We start from the raw sequence: 13,623 nt of genomic DNA, 5'->3' as shown, positions 1-13,623 counted from the left end.
CGAACCCGGACTGAGGAAGGGGAATCAGACGAAAGGAGCAGTAAGACGCCGGTACTGGCGTGCGATCCGCGACAAGGCGCTCGCACGCTTGCGTCATCTGTCGATGCGCGAATACCAGACATCCTGTCTGCAAATCAGTCCGGCCTCACCCTGTGCGCAGTGCTGCGCGACAACCGCTCAGCACTCGACGATCGCCTTCACCACGCCCGCCTGCGGATCGAGCAGCGACGAAAAGCGTTCGGGCACGTCGTGCAGCGCCAGCCGGTGCGTGTTGAGCGCGTCGGTGGGCACGTCGCCGCGGCGCATCGCGGCGATCACGGTTTCGAAGTCTTCCGGCGTAGCGTTGCGGCTCGAGAGCAGCGTCGCCTCGCGTTTGTGAAACTCGGGATCGGCGAACGAGAGCCGGTCCGGCACGATCGACACCAGCACGTACTTGCCGCCATGCGCGATGAACTCGAATCCGCGTTCCATCGCGCGAGGGTTGCCGGTGGCGTCGAACACCACATCGAAGAATTCGCCGCTCGTGAGCGTCGACAATTCGTCCTTGTCGTTCGCGCCGATCTGCACGGTGGCGTCCACTTTCAGCTCGCGCTTGCAGAACGCGAGGCGGTCGGCGCGCGTATCGAGTGCGGTGACATTGGCGCCGCGCAGCCGCGCGAAGGTGAGCGCAGCCATGCCGATCGGCCCCGTGCCGACCACCAGCACGCGCTGGCCCGGCTGGACATCGGCACGGCGCACCGCGTGCGCGCCGATCGCGAGGAATTCGACCATCGCGGCCTGGTCGAGCGTGACGCCTTCGGCCTTGTGGACGAACTGCGCGGGCAGGTTCAGGTATTCGGTGAAGGCGCCGTCGCGATGCACGCCCAGCACCTGGATGTTCACGCAGCAGTTGGTCTTGCCCTGACGGCAGGCAATGCATTTGCCGCAGGAAAGATAGGGCATCACGTAGACGGTGTCGCCGGCAACGAGACCGCTCGCCGGATCCGCTTCCTCGATCACGCCGGACAGTTCGTGGCCCATCACGCGCGGATAGGAGAGATACGGCTGATTGCCGGTGAAGATGTGCAGGTCGGTGCCGCACACGCCGACGCGCTTCACGCGCAGCAGGACTTCGTTGGCGCCGCGTTGCGGCTTGTCGCGCTGTTCGGCCTTGAGGGTTCCGGGCGTTTCGCAGATGACGGTCAGCATGCGGATTGTCTCGATGTGTCGTTGGAGTGGGGTGTCCGACAATCTAGCGACGGCCGCTCATTTGGTCAAGCCAATTTACCAATCGTAAAATTGGTAAGGCCAGCGGCGCGGCGCGTTTGCCCGTATATTTTGACTCTATCGATCGATACGGACGCGTCCCCCACGCGCGTCGAAAGGACGACACGTGCAGCAGCTTCATGAATTCGTCGAACGGCATCCGCGGCTGTTCGTGCTGTCGGGCGCGGGCATCAGCACCGAGTCCGGCATTCCCTGTTATCGCGACCGCGAAGGCCAGCGCACCGGCCGCTCGCCGATCCTGCTCAAGGACTTTCTCGATTCGGATCATGCGCGCCGCCGCTATTGGGCGCGCAGTCTGGTCGGCTGGCCGATGGTCGAGCAGGCCCGTCCCAATGCCGCACATCACGCGGTGCGGGCGCTGGCCGCGCGTTCGCGGGTGCATCGGCTGGTGACGCAGAACGTCGATGGCCTGCACACGCGCGCCGGCAATCCGGACGTGATCGAACTGCATGGCAACATCGGGCGGGTGCGCTGCATGGCCTGCGGCGAGCCGCACACGCGGGCCGCCGTGCAACGGATGCTCGAGGCGTTGAACCCGGCGTTCGTGGGCCATACGGCGCCCGCCGTGCCTGATGGCGATGCGCAGATCGAGGATCTCGACTTTGCCGCCTTCGAGGTGCCCGGTTGCACGCGCTGCGGCGGCGTGCTGAAGCCGGACGTGGTGTTCTTCGGCGAAAGCGTGCCGCGTCCGCTGGTCGAAGACGCGGCGCGTTCGCTCGAAGGCGCCGATGCGATGCTGGTCGTCGGCTCTTCGCTGATGGTCTATTCCGGCTATCGCTTCTGCGAATGGGCGGTGAAGAGCGGCAAGCCGATCGCGGCGATCAATCTCGGCAAGACCCGCGCCGACGCGCTGCTGACGCTGAAAGTGGAAGCGCCGTGTTCGGAGGCACTCGAAGCGCTGATCGAACGGCTGGATGCGCGGCCTGTCGCGGGTTGAAGGCACGGGCGCGTGCGTTAAGCCTCGCGCGCGAGCGTCCGGATACCGTCGAGCAGACGCTCTGCATCCTCCATGCGCGAAACACGGCCGGCGTCAGCCGCGCTCGAAGCGCTGTTCGAAAGTCTGGATGTGCGGCCTGTCGCGGGTTGAAAGCGAGGGCGCGTGCCTCAAGCCTCGCGCGCGAGCGTCGTGAAACCGTCGAGCAGACGCTCTGCATCCTCCATGCGCGAAGACACGGCCGGCGTCACCCGCGCTCGAAGCACTGATCGAAAGTCTGGATGTGCGGCCTGTCGCGGTTTGAAAGCGCGGGCGCATGCCTCAAGGCTCGCGCGCGAGCGTCGTGAAACCGTCGAGCAAATGCTCTGCATTCTCCATGCGCGAAAACACGGCCGGCGTCACGCGCACTCGAAGCGCTGAGCGCTTCTCGAACGGCTGGATGTGCGGCCTGTCGCGGTTTGAAAGCGAGGGCGCGTGCCTCAAGCCCCGCGCGCGAGCGTCCTGATACCGTCGAGCAGACGCTCCGCATCCTCCATGCGCGAAAACACGGCGGGCGTCACCCGCACGACTTCGCCCGCCTCGGGCCCCGGACGCGTCACCGTGAACACGCCGAAACGCTCGCTCAGCGCGGCCACGAGCGCATCGCAGGCCGCCTTGCCGGCATGGCCGCGCAGCCGGAATGCGGTGATGCCCGCGGTCATCGACGGATCGGGGGGCGTCAGGATCTGCACGCCGTCGATCTCCCGCGCCGGTTCTGCCCAGGCATCGCGCAGCGCGCGCACCCGCGCTTCCTTCGCTCGCGCGCCGATACGCTGGTGGAGTTCCAGCGCCGCCGGCACCGTGAACCACGCGGCGAAGTTGGGCGAGCCGGTATGGACGCGCGCGCGGATGTCGTCGGCGGGCCAGCTGCGATCGCCGAGATACGGATCGATCGACGCCACGCGCCCGCGCCGCACATAAATGGCCCCGCAGCCCAGCGGCGCGCCGATCCACTTGTGCAGGTTCAGTGCGGCAAACGGCGCGTCGAGCGCGGGCACGTCGAAGTCCAGCTGGCCCCAGGAATGCGCGGCATCGACGATCACATCCGCCCCCGCGCGTTCCGCCATCGCCGATAGTTCGGCCACCGGCATCACCAGTCCGGTCGCGAAGCATACATGCGAGAGCAGCACGAGGCGCGTGCGCGGATGCGCGCGCAGCGCTTGCGAATACGCGTCCAGAACCGCTTCGCGCGTGGCGGGCTCGGGTATCACGAGACGCACCGGCGTCACGCCGCGCCGCTCGCGCAGCCATTCCATCGCGTCCTTGCCGCAGGGGTAATCGAGATCGCTGTACAGCACGGTGTCGCCGGGCGCGAGGCGGTTATAGCCGCTGATGAGCGCCAGCAGTGCCTCGGTGGCGTTGCGCGTCAGCTCGATCTCTTCAGGCGCGCAGCCCATCGCGGCCGCGACTTGCGCACGCAGACTGTCGAACAGCGGCGTGTAGTGCCGCCGGATCAGCATCGTCGTCTCGCGGTTCACGCGGTCGGTCCAGTGCTCGAACATCTGCCTGACCGGTTCGGCCATGGCGCCCCAGAAGCCGTTCTCTAGGTTTATCAGTTCATCCGATTGCCGGTACAGGCCGCGTACCGCGTGCCAGTAGGACTCGTCGGCGGCGAGGTTCGAGGTCGGCGTCGGCGGAAGCGCGGCGAGCGCTGCTGCGAATTCGGGCGTACGGAAGTCGAGTAAATCGGACATGGATTGTTATTGGTAGTGATCGACGTACAGGCTTGGCCGTTCAGTATCGCCGATTTGCGATGGCCTGAAGGCTTGGACAAAGTTCGGACTTTTTGACTTGTCTGACCTTAAGAGCGATGGCCGCAGGCCGTAATCAGTACCTAGAGCGCCGCGCCCCACATAAGGGCAAACGTTCACCGCGCGTTTCAGACCGCGCGATCCGAACCCCATGACGCCGACAGTCCCCATAACGGACCCTGAGAGAACCCAAACCATGAACCTCAAGAACATCACGATCAAAAACAAGCTGATCGCTGGATTCGGCATCCTGGCCGTGCTGGTCGTACTGGTTGCCGGCATGTCGCTGCGGGCGCTGTCGGTGGCGACCGACGGCTTTTCGCACTACGTGAACGGCATCAACGCCCGCGCCGATGTCGCCGCGCAGATCCGCACCGCCGTCGACCGCCGCGCCATCGCCGCCCGCAATCTGGTGCTCGTCACCAAGCCCGCCGACATCGAGATCGAGAAGGAAGCCGTCACGCGCGCGCACGAAGACGTGCAGGCGCGGCTCAAGCAATTGCGCGACATGATCGCCGGCGCCAGCGACACGAGCGAGCAGGCCCGCAGCCTGGTCGCCGAGATGGCGCGCGTGGAGACCCTGTACGGCCCGGTGGCGACGGATATCGTCGCGCTGGCGCTGGCGGGCAAGCACGAGGACGCGATCGTCAAGATGGACGACCAGTGCCGTCCGCTGCTCGCCCAGCTCGTCAAGGCCACCGACGACTACGCGAGCTACACCATCGCGCGCCGCGAAGAGATCGTGCGCGACTACGACGCCAATTATGTGTTCCAGCGCAATGTGCTGATTGCCCTGTGCGCGGCGGCGTCGCTGTTCGCGGTGATCGCGGGCATCGCCATCATCCGTTCGATCACGCGGCCGATCGGCGCGGCGGTCGACATTGCGCAGACGGTGGCGCGCGGCGACCTGACGAGCCGCATCGTCGCCAACGCGAAGGACGAAACCGGCGACCTGCTGCGCGCGCTCGCCGAGATGAATGCCCGTCTGACCGAGACCGTCAGCCAGGTGCGCGAAAGCAGCGGCGCCGTGGGCAACGCGGCGAAGGAGCTCGCGACGGGCAATACCGACCTGAGCCAGCGCACCGAGGAACAGGCGGCGTCGCTGCAGGAAACCGCGGCCAGCATGGAGCAACTGACGTCGACGGTCCGCCAGAACGCCGACAACGCCCAGCAGGCCAGCTCGCTGGCGTCGAATGCATCGCAGATCGCCAGGAAGGGCAGCGACGTGGTGGGCCGCGTTGTCGCGACGATGAACGGCATCAGCGACAGCTCGGACAAGATCGCGGAAATCACCGGGATCATCGAAGGGATCGCGTTCCAGACCAATATTCTTGCGCTCAACGCGGCGGTCGAAGCGGCGCGCGCTGGCGAGCAGGGCCGCGGCTTCGCGGTCGTGGCGAGCGAAGTGCGCAGCCTCGCGCAGCGTTCGTCGAGTGCGGCGAAGGAGATCAAGGACCTGATCGCCGCTTCCGTCGACAAGGTGCGCAACGGCTCCGAACTCGCGGGTGAAGCCGGCACGACGATGGCCGAAGTCACGCAGGCGGTCGCGCGCGTGACGGACATCATGGAGGAGATCGCGGCGGCGTCGGCGGAACAGGGGCGCGGCATCGAACAGGTCAACCAGGCCATCACCCAGATGGACGAAGTCACGCAGCAGAACGCCGCGCTGGTGGAGGAAGCCGCCGCCGCCGCGACTTCGCTGGAGGAGCAGGGCCGCCGGCTCAACGAAGCAGTGGCGTTCTTCGCGGTGGAAGGCGGCGCGCCGTCGCACGCCGCTCAGGCGGTGCGCGCAACGCAGGCGGTTCGGGCGCCGGCCGTCAAGGCCGTGCGGACCATCGCATCCGTGACAAGCACGCGGCCGGCGGTCAGCGCGGACGGCTGGAGCACGTTCTGAAGCGCCTTTAAGCGGACCTCACGCGTTGACACGTCGATAAGCACGCGCCCGGCGGTTAGCGCGGACGGCTGGAGCGCCTTCCAGCGCATTTCACGCGTTGACACGTCGACGAGCACGCGCCCGGCGGTTAGCGCGGACGGCCGGAGCGCCTTCCAGCGCACTTCACGCTTTGACACGTCGACAAGCACGCGCCCGGCGGTCACGCGGACGGCTGGAGCGCCTTCCAGCGCACTTCACGCTTTGACACGTCGACACGCACGCGCCCGGCAGTCAGCGCGGACGGCTGGAGCGCCTTCCAGCGCACTTCACGCTTTGACACGTCGACAAGCATGCGCCCGGCGGTGAGCGCGGACGGCTGGAGCGCCTTCCAGCGCACTTCACGCTTTGACACGTCGACAAGCACGCGCCCGGCGGTGAGCGCGGACGGCTGGAGCGCCTTCCAGCGCACTTCACGCGCTGACACGTCGACGAGCACGCGCCCAGCGGTCAGCGCGGACGGCTGGAGCGCCTTCCAGCGCGCCTCCCGCGTTGACACGTCGACGAGCTCGCGTCCGGCGGTCAGCGCGGACGGCTGAAGCACCCTTCAAAGCGCCTCCCAGCGCACCTCAAGCGTTGACGTCGACAATCACGCGCCCGGCCACTTCACCACTCAGCAGCCGGCTGGCGCAATCGGGCGCATCAGCCAGTGCGATCGTCGCCGCGACGCTTTCCATGGTCGCCACCGGCACGTCTTCCTCGATGGCCCGCCACGCGGCGACCCGTCGCTCGCGCGGCACATAGACACTGTCCACGCCCAGCAGCGCCACGCCGCGCAGGATGAACGGCGCGACCGACGCCGGCAGATCCATGCCTTGCGCGAGGCCGCACGCCGCCACCGCGCCACCATAGCGCAGGCTCGCGCAGACATTGGCAAGCGTATGGCTGCCGACGCAATCCACCGCCGCCGCCCAGCGCTCCTTTTGCAAGGGTTTGCCCGGCGCGGACAGCGTGTCGCGCTCGACGATGTCCGCCGCGCCCAGTTCACGCAGCCGCGCCGCTTCTTGGGGCCGTCCCGTCGATGCAATCACGCGATAGCCGCGCCGCGCCAGGATCGCGACCGCGAAGCTGCCGACGCCGCCGTTCGCGCCCGTCACCAGCACGTCGCCGTCGGCGGCGCTCACGCCGTGCCGTTCCAGCGCCTGCACGCACAGCATGGCGGTGTAACCCGCGGTGCCGACGGCCATCGCCTGGCGCGTCGTGATGCCGGCGGGCAGGGCGATCAGATGTGCGCCCGGCACGCGGGCTTTTTGCGCGAGCCCGCCCCAGTGGGTTTCCCCGGCGCCCCAACCGTTCATGACGACTGCGTCGCCGGGCTGATAGTCCGGATGCGAACTCGTCTCCACGACGCCCGCGAAGTCGATGCCCGGCACCATCGGCCAGGTGCGCACGACCGGGCCTCGGCCGGTGATCGCGAGCGCGTCCTTGTAATTGAGCGTCGAGTAGTCGATACGCACCAGCACGTCGCCTTCGCCGGATGCGGCGAGCCGGGATTCGTCGATCGATTCGACGGCAGCAAGCGTGCGCTCATCCTGTTTGTCGAGCATGAGGGCGTTGAACATCGCGGGGCTCCGTTGGCTGGAAAAAAGGGCGGCGCAAGGCCGCCCCGTTCATGACGCTGAAGCTGGATCAGTGATGCTCGTATTCGGCGCGCGGCTGGGGCGTGGCCTTCACCTTGTTGTACTGGAACTCGGGAAGCGCCTTGATGGCGTCCTTGGTCGCGCCCGCGAGCACCAGCTTGCCGTCCTTGACGTCCAGTTGATCGACCGGAATGGCGACATCGTGATGCGACACGCCGAGGAACTGATTCGCCGCGATGATGACGAACGACACCGACTTGTCCGGCGCGACGATGATGTCGTGGATCACGCCGACGCGCTGTCCCTGGTCATTGACGACAGGCTTGTTGAGGATGGACTTCTTGACGCTCCAGCCATTGATGATGGCCGTCGAGACCTCGACCGATACGCCGAGCGGCTGGGCGCCGGCGACCTGGGCAAACGATGCCGTGGAAGTCAAGCCGAGTGCCGACGATGCAACGAGCAGTGCCACGAGTTTCGCTTTCATTCTTCTGTTCCTCAAAGGGTTGGGCCAACCGGTTCAATGGGAAATGCGCGATTCAAGCTTGCAGCGCGATGGAAGTTTGAACGTTTCTCGTGACTTTTGCAGAAACGGTGTCAGCCCGCGCCGCGCGCACTGCATTAGTGCGAGCGTGCGGTTGTCGGAAAGGGGGATTCAGCGCGCGATGCGCTTGAGCGCATCGCCCTTGTGAACGGCGCGCTTGCCGCTCTTGTCGCTTTCGACCTCGAAATGCGGATCGTCGGACGAGGCGTTGACGGTATGGCCGTCAAGATGGGTCCGCTCGGTGATGACGCGCACGACGTGCCCCGTCGTTTCGCCCTGCGGGGTGTTCCAGCTGACGTGGTCCTTGACCTTGAAGGCATGGCTCATGAAAAGGGGCTCCATTCGGATGAGGATGCCTGCTTTCGCGCAACGGCTGTGCCTGTCGCCGGGGAGGCTATAGGCGCGCGAGCGTCGCCTCGTCCGCGTGGCCTTCGAAATAGCGACGCAGCGCTTCGTCGAAGACGGCGGGATCGTCGGCGGTGCGGGCGAACAGGGTCATCGACGAATGGAATTTCAGGTCGTCCGGATAGCCGAAGATGGCGTCCACGCCGCGTCCCTGCACGCTGTTCACCAGGCGCGTCAGTTCGACGAGGCGCGACCCCAGCACCGGATGCGCGAGGTACGCGCGGGCTTCGTCGCGCGACGAGAGGGCGTAGCGCTGCGCCATCGCGCTGTGGCCGAGTCCTTCCATCTGTGGAAACACGAACCACATCCAGTGCGTGCGCTTGCGGCCGGCGGCCAGTTCGGCGCGGACGTCTTCAATGACGCTCGACTGGGCATCGACGAAGCGCTGCAGGTCGTAGGGATCGCTCATGATCGGCTCCTTATGCGACGGCAGCAGCGATGCGCTGTCGCATCGCCGCGTCCGGAAAGTGGCCGTTGCCCGCGCGTGCGTTGTCGATCATGTAGTCGCGCTTGCCGGTGCCGGGAATCACGCAGGTCACGGCGGGGTTGCCCAGCACGAATTTGAGCAGAAGCTGTGCCCACGAAGCGCAGCCGAGTTCGCGCGCGAAGTCCGGCAGCGGCCGGCCGCGCAGACTGGCCAGCAGCGAGCCGCCGCCGAACGGCTGGTTCACGATCACCGCGACACCGCGTTCCGCCGCGAGCGGCAGCAGGCGCGCTTCAGCGTCGCGATCATTGGCGGCGTAGTTGATCTGCACGAAGTCCACGCGCTCCGAGCGCAGCACCGCTTCCACCTGCGGAAACGCGCTGGCGGTGTAATGCGTGACGCCCACGTAGCGCACCTTGCCGGCGGCCTTCCATTCGCGCAGCGTCGCGAGCTGGGTGCGCCAGTCGAGCAGATTGTGGATCTGCATCAGATCGATGCGATCCGTCTGCCAATAGCGCAACGACTGCTCCATCTGCGCGATGCCCGCTGCGCGGCCTTCAGTCCAGACCTTGGTCGCGATGAAGGCGCGCTCGCGCGTGTGGGCTTCGGCCAGCAACGCGCCGGCGACCTCTTCGGAGGAGCCGTACATCGGCGAGGAATCGATCACCGAGCCGCCCGCTGCGAACAGCGCGCTCAATACGTCGGCGAGTTCGCGGCGGCGGGCGGCGTCCGTGCCGGCGTCGAAGGTGCGCCAGGTGCCGCAGCCGACGATCGGCAGCGGCTCGCCGGTCGAGGGAATCGGGCGCTTGAGCATGGGTGGCGTCTCGGCGGCTCGAGTGGCGCGCCCGGCTTGCGCAATGAGTGCCGCAGCGGCTGTCCAGTGGAGAAAGGCGCGGCGCGTGGTCATGACGGCAGCACGCGCGTCGGGATCTCGCGTGAGGAAGCAGACGGAAAAGAGTACGAAGAAGCACGCGGCGACGCACACGGTAAAGCGGCCATTTCCTATGCTCCTGCGAAAGCGTGGACGACTGCTTTCGGAAACACGATCCCGCAAGAAAGTTCCGCGCCGGCTCAGTGTTTCCGCAACGCGGGCGCGTGTTGGAAGCCGATGAACCGTTCCCGCCGATGTTCCTCGTCGAAGTGCGCGCGCGCCGCTTTCACGAGATCACCGCGCGCGGCGATCCCGCAAGAAAGTCCACGCCGCCTCAATGTTTCCGCAACGCGGGCGCGCGCCGGAAGCCTCTGAACCGTTCCCGCCGATGTTCCTCATCGAAGTGCGCGCGCGCCGGTTTCACGAGATCGCTGCGCGCGACGATACCCACCAGCCGCAACGAAGCCGCATCCGCGACCACCGGCAGACGTTCCAGTTCATGCACGGCAAGACGCGTGGCCGCGAGACGGCACGGTTCGCCCGGCAGCGCAAAAACCGGCGCCGCATGGCCGGCGCGGCGCAGTGCCTCGCCGACGCTGACGCCCGCGTCCTGCACCGACGACGCGCCGATCAACGTGCCCAGCAGCGCCCGGTCGAGCATGCCGGCGAGCGCGCCGTCGCGCAGCACCGGATACGCCCGGTGCATCTGCTGCGCGCCGAAGTGTTTCGCGAGGACGTCGGCGAGCGGCATGCCGGCGTCGATGGTCTGGGCATCGCGCGTCATCACTTCCTCGACGTGATGCCGCTCGAGCGGGTCCACGCCGTATTCGCGGTAGATGTGATAGCCGCGCCGGGCAATCTTCTCGGTCATGATCGAGCGCTTCATGACGACGGTGGCGAAGCCGTGCGCGACCAGAGTGGCCGCGAGCAGCGGCAAGAGCGCATTGGCGTCGTGCGTGAGGCCGAAGGCGAACACGATGGCGGTCAGCGGCGCGCCCAGCGTGGCGCCGAGCGTCGCGGCCATGCACACCAGCGGCCAGAGCGCCGCGTCGTGTCCGGGCAGGACCGCGCCGAGCGCCGTGCCGAGGCCGGCGCCGAGCATCAGCAGTGGCGCGAGCACGCCGCCCGAGGTGCCTGACGCGAGCGCAACGACCCAGATGATCGCCTTCACCGCGAGGATGGACAACGCCACCTGGACAGCAATGTGCTGATGCAGCAGGTCGCCGATCACGTCATAGCCGACGCCGAGCGCGCGCGGTTCGATATAGCCGCCGATGCCGACGAACACCGCGCCGAGCGCGGGCCACCACATCCAGTGCACGGGGAGCTTGTGGAACAGGTCTTCGAGCTTGTACAGCGACGCCGACAAGCCCGAAGCCAGCGCGCCCGAGAGCAGGCCGGCAACGAGACAGGAGAGCAGCGACATCATCTGCGGCGGCGCGGTCTCCAGCGGAAACAGCGCGCCGGTGCCGAACACCGCGGCGCGCGCGAAACCCGCGACCGCGCACGCGAGCGCGACCGGCAGGAAGCTGCGCGGCCGCCATTCGAACAACAGCAGTTCGACCGCCAGCAGCACGGCCGCGACCGGCGTGCCGAACACGGCGGTCATGCCGGCGGCCGCGCCCGCGACCAGCAGCGTCTTGCGCTCGGCGGCGGTCACGTCAATGCACTGCGCGATCAGCGAGCCCAGCGCGCCGCCGGTCATGATGATCGGGCCTTCGGCGCCGAACGGCCCGCCGCTGCCGATCACGATGCCCGACGACAGCGGCTTGAGGATCGCGACTTTCGGTGACATGCGGCTCTTGCCGAACAGGATCGCCTCGATGGCTTCGGGGATGCCATGGCCACGGATCTTCTCCGAGCCGAAGCGCGCCATCAGCCCGACGATCAGCCCGCCGATCACGGGAATCCCGATGACCCAGGGGCCGAGCGTGTTGAGCGCCGGCGAATGTTCCGCCACCGAGAACGTGCCGAAGAAGAACAGGTTGGTGAAGAGATGTATCAGCCCGAGCAGCACGACCGCCGCGAGGGTGCTGATTCCGCCGATGACAGCGGCCAGTCCGCAGATGGTGAGCAGGCGGTCGTTGACGGAGAAGTCGCGTTTATGCTGGTCCATGACATGTGCTCCCGATGTCCTTGTTAATCAAAGATCGATTTGCGGCACGCGGAACGCGCCCTGCAGCGATTTCAGTTCCGCGCGGTGCAGCGCGGCGAGGCGTGCCAGTACCTCTTCACCGCGCGCCTCCAGATGCACCTGCACCTGGCGACGGTCCGTGTCGCTCGGCGCGCGCCGCACGAGGCCGGCCGCTTCGCAGCGCGTGACCAGGGCGACCACGCCGTGATGGTGCGACTGCAAGCGTTCGGCGAGTTCGCCGACCGTCGCCCAGGCGCGGCCCGGATAACCCTTGATGTGCAGCAGCAGCAGGTACTGCAACGGCGTGATGCCTTCGTCCTGGGCGGCTTGCTCGGAGAAGCGTTCAAAGCGTCGCATCTGATAACGGAATTCGGACAACTGTTCGAAGTCCGGTTTGGCGAGCGTGCGTGGTCGTGTCATGGAAACGGTCTGGGAAAACGGGGGATATCAGGCCTGCTTGCGCTCGGCCGTGAATGACTGCTGGTAGAGACCGGCGATCAGGTCGGCTTCGGTAATCATGCCGGCGAGCCGGTCGTGCGCATCGACCACCGGAATATGGTGATGACCGAAGTGCGCGAACATCGGCACCAGTTCGGCGATGGCAGTGTCCGAGGTCACGGTGCGGACCTCGGTCGTCATCAGGGCGGCGACGCGCGGCGCCTCCGTCGACGATCCGCGTACGGCCCGCGCGAGCGCGCTGCGCACGTCGTGCAGGGTTCCGCCGCGCCGCACGGACGCAAGATCCGCGCGCGTGACGATGCCGCAGACGCGGCGCGCGGTATCGATCACCGGCAGCGCCTTCACGCGATGGCGCCCGAGCAGCGCAAGCGCCTCCAGCGCGCTCGTCTGCGGCGTCACCGAAACGACCGTGCGCGACATGATGTCTGCGCACCGGAACTCGGTGAAACGGCGCGCATAGGCCTGCAGCTGGGTTTCGCGCAGCAGGGTTTCCAGATCGTCCGGATCGACGTCGAGCAGTTCGCTGCGGCGCGCCAGCACGGCTTCCAGATCCGCGCGCGTGAACGATGCGGCGTCCTGCGGCGCGGCTGCGGGTTTTGGCGTGGCATGACCGTGCGGATAGCGATGCCCCGTCAGCGCGTGGAACACGATCGCCGCGCCCAGTAGCGCCGCCGACTGGAGCGCCACCGGCGCGAACACAAAGCCGTAGCCGAGCGCGTGAACCGACGGCCCACCGAGCACAGCTGTCAGCGCGACCGCGCCCGACGGCGGATGCACGCAGCGCAGCGCGAACATCGCGCAGATGGCGAGCGCGACGGCGAGGGCGGCGGCATTGACGGGATCGTGGACCAGCAGCGCGCAACTCACGCCGACCGTCGCCGACACGAGATTGCCGCCGATGATCGACCACGGCTGCGCCAGCGGGCTCGCCGGCACCGCGAACAGCAACACGGCCGAAGCGCCCATCGGTGCAATCAGATACGGAGTGGCGGCGGCGCCGCCCGTCAGCAAATGGCCGATGCCGCCCGTCAGCGCAATGCCGATCAGCGCGCCCAGACCGCCGCGCAGGCGCTCGCTCCAGCGCAGTGTCACGGGAGCGGGAAGGAAACCATGCAGCCAGCGGAGTAAAGCGAATCGCGACACGGGTGAGACGTTCCGGAAAAGTCAGTCAGCGGGTTACACACTGTCTGGCCGGCGGAAGGTGCGAGAGCGAGCGTGCGTCGAATTCGAAAGTATATCTCAACGTGATATAAAACGTCCGTTTCTGGCGAACGGGGAATTCGTCG

General features: G+C 67.1%; 13 protein-coding genes. 2 read left to right on the top strand and 11 right to left on the bottom strand.

Annotated elements, in window-relative coordinates; genetic code table 11:
- Nucleotides 1-177: 177 nt before the first annotated feature.
- The gene (locus QCE88_RS36345; protein WP_309910417.1) at nucleotides 178-1,188 is read right to left on the bottom strand and encodes a zinc-binding alcohol dehydrogenase family protein; all 1,011 of its coding nucleotides are present in this window, start codon (nucleotides 1,186-1,188) and stop codon (nucleotides 178-180) included.
- Between the two features lie 145 nt (nucleotides 1,189-1,333).
- Here QCE88_RS36345 and QCE88_RS36340 point away from each other — a divergent pair, with 145 nt between their 5' ends.
- Nucleotides 1,334-2,203: an NAD-dependent protein deacetylase gene (locus tag QCE88_RS36340; RefSeq protein ID WP_409018305.1), complete on the top strand. Its 870-nt coding sequence runs from the start codon at nucleotides 1,334-1,336 to the stop codon at nucleotides 2,201-2,203.
- Between the two features lie 476 nt (nucleotides 2,204-2,679).
- On the opposite strand, the gene QCE88_RS36335 is transcribed toward QCE88_RS36340, so the two are convergent.
- The gene (locus QCE88_RS36335; RefSeq protein WP_309910412.1) at nucleotides 2,680-3,933 is read right to left on the bottom strand and encodes an aminotransferase class V-fold PLP-dependent enzyme; all 1,254 of its coding nucleotides are present in this window, start codon (nucleotides 3,931-3,933) and stop codon (nucleotides 2,680-2,682) included.
- A 253-nt stretch (nucleotides 3,934-4,186) separates the two neighbouring features.
- On the opposite strand from QCE88_RS36335, the gene QCE88_RS36330 reads away from it, so the two are divergent.
- Nucleotides 4,187-5,884, top strand: coding sequence for a methyl-accepting chemotaxis protein (locus QCE88_RS36330; RefSeq protein WP_309910409.1), 1,698 nt, complete (start codon nucleotides 4,187-4,189; stop codon nucleotides 5,882-5,884).
- A gap of 199 nt (nucleotides 5,885-6,083) precedes the next feature.
- Here the strand turns inward: QCE88_RS36330 and QCE88_RS36325 are convergent, their stop codons facing one another.
- The 9 genes from QCE88_RS36325 to QCE88_RS36285 form a co-directional block, all read right to left on the bottom strand.
- Nucleotides 6,084-6,464: a hypothetical protein gene (locus QCE88_RS36325; protein WP_309910408.1), complete on the bottom strand. Its 381-nt coding sequence runs from the start codon at nucleotides 6,462-6,464 to the stop codon at nucleotides 6,084-6,086.
- 25 nt (nucleotides 6,465-6,489) lie between these two features.
- Entirely contained in the window at nucleotides 6,490-7,482 is a 993-nt protein-coding gene (locus QCE88_RS36320; RefSeq protein WP_309910406.1) for an MDR family oxidoreductase, read from the bottom strand.
- 67 nt (nucleotides 7,483-7,549) lie between these two features.
- Nucleotides 7,550-7,987 carry a PRC-barrel domain-containing protein gene (locus tag QCE88_RS36315; protein ID WP_309820298.1) on the bottom strand — a complete coding sequence of 146 codons (438 nt, stop codon included), beginning with the start codon at nucleotides 7,985-7,987 and terminating at the stop codon, nucleotides 7,550-7,552.
- Between the two features lie 168 nt (nucleotides 7,988-8,155).
- Nucleotides 8,156-8,371 carry a DUF2945 domain-containing protein gene (locus QCE88_RS36310; RefSeq protein WP_309910404.1) on the bottom strand — a complete coding sequence of 72 codons (216 nt, stop codon included), beginning with the start codon at nucleotides 8,369-8,371 and terminating at the stop codon, nucleotides 8,156-8,158.
- Nucleotides 8,372-8,438: 67 nt separating this feature from the next.
- Nucleotides 8,439-8,858: a DUF1810 domain-containing protein gene (locus QCE88_RS36305; protein ID WP_309910402.1), complete on the bottom strand. Its 420-nt coding sequence runs from the start codon at nucleotides 8,856-8,858 to the stop codon at nucleotides 8,439-8,441.
- A 10-nt stretch (nucleotides 8,859-8,868) separates the two neighbouring features.
- Nucleotides 8,869-9,780 carry an aldo/keto reductase gene (locus tag QCE88_RS36300; protein WP_309910400.1) on the bottom strand — a complete coding sequence of 304 codons (912 nt, stop codon included), beginning with the start codon at nucleotides 9,778-9,780 and terminating at the stop codon, nucleotides 8,869-8,871.
- 298 nt (nucleotides 9,781-10,078) lie between these two features.
- Nucleotides 10,079-11,860, bottom strand: a complete 1,782-nt coding sequence (locus QCE88_RS36295; RefSeq protein WP_309910398.1) for a chloride channel protein — start codon at nucleotides 11,858-11,860, stop codon at nucleotides 10,079-10,081.
- Nucleotides 11,861-11,887: 27 nt separating this feature from the next.
- Complete coding sequence (locus tag QCE88_RS36290; RefSeq protein WP_309910396.1) at nucleotides 11,888-12,298, bottom strand: MarR family transcriptional regulator; 411 nt, start codon at nucleotides 12,296-12,298, stop codon at nucleotides 11,888-11,890.
- Nucleotides 12,299-12,325: 27 nt separating this feature from the next.
- Nucleotides 12,326-13,480 (bottom strand): HPP family protein, encoded by a 1,155-nt coding sequence (locus QCE88_RS36285; RefSeq protein WP_309910395.1) that lies wholly within the window; start codon nucleotides 13,478-13,480, stop codon nucleotides 12,326-12,328.
- Nucleotides 13,481-13,623: the final 143 nt, after the last annotated feature.

The sequence above is a fragment of the Caballeronia sp. LZ035 genome, assembly GCF_031451175.1.
GTDB lineage: Bacteria > Pseudomonadota > Gammaproteobacteria > Burkholderiales > Burkholderiaceae > Caballeronia.
This window is presented reverse-complemented; position numbering and strand designations above follow the sequence as displayed.

What these genes read in the sequence shown, in the direction of transcription:
- QCE88_RS36345 (WP_309910417.1), bottom strand. Translation starts at nt 1,188, where the DNA reads ATGCTGACCGTCATCTGCGAAACGCCCGGAACCCTCAAGGCCGAACAG.
- QCE88_RS36335 (WP_309910412.1), bottom strand. Translation starts at nt 3,933, where the DNA reads ATGTCCGATTTACTCGACTTCCGTACGCCCGAATTCGCAGCAGCGCTC.
- QCE88_RS36330 (WP_309910409.1), top strand. Translation starts at nt 4,187, where the DNA reads ATGAACCTCAAGAACATCACGATCAAAAACAAGCTGATCGCTGGATTC.
- QCE88_RS36320 (WP_309910406.1), bottom strand. Translation starts at nt 7,482, where the DNA reads ATGTTCAACGCCCTCATGCTCGACAAACAGGATGAGCGCACGCTTGCT.
- QCE88_RS36315 (WP_309820298.1), bottom strand. Translation starts at nt 7,987, where the DNA reads ATGAAAGCGAAACTCGTGGCACTGCTCGTTGCATCGTCGGCACTCGGC.
- QCE88_RS36310 (WP_309910404.1), bottom strand. Translation starts at nt 8,371, where the DNA reads ATGAGCCATGCCTTCAAGGTCAAGGACCACGTCAGCTGGAACACCCCG.
- QCE88_RS36305 (WP_309910402.1), bottom strand. Translation starts at nt 8,858, where the DNA reads ATGAGCGATCCCTACGACCTGCAGCGCTTCGTCGATGCCCAGTCGAGC.
- QCE88_RS36300 (WP_309910400.1), bottom strand. Translation starts at nt 9,780, where the DNA reads ATGACCACGCGCCGCGCCTTTCTCCACTGGACAGCCGCTGCGGCACTC.
- QCE88_RS36295 (WP_309910398.1), bottom strand. Translation starts at nt 11,860, where the DNA reads ATGGACCAGCATAAACGCGACTTCTCCGTCAACGACCGCCTGCTCACC.
- QCE88_RS36290 (WP_309910396.1), bottom strand. Translation starts at nt 12,298, where the DNA reads ATGACACGACCACGCACGCTCGCCAAACCGGACTTCGAACAGTTGTCC.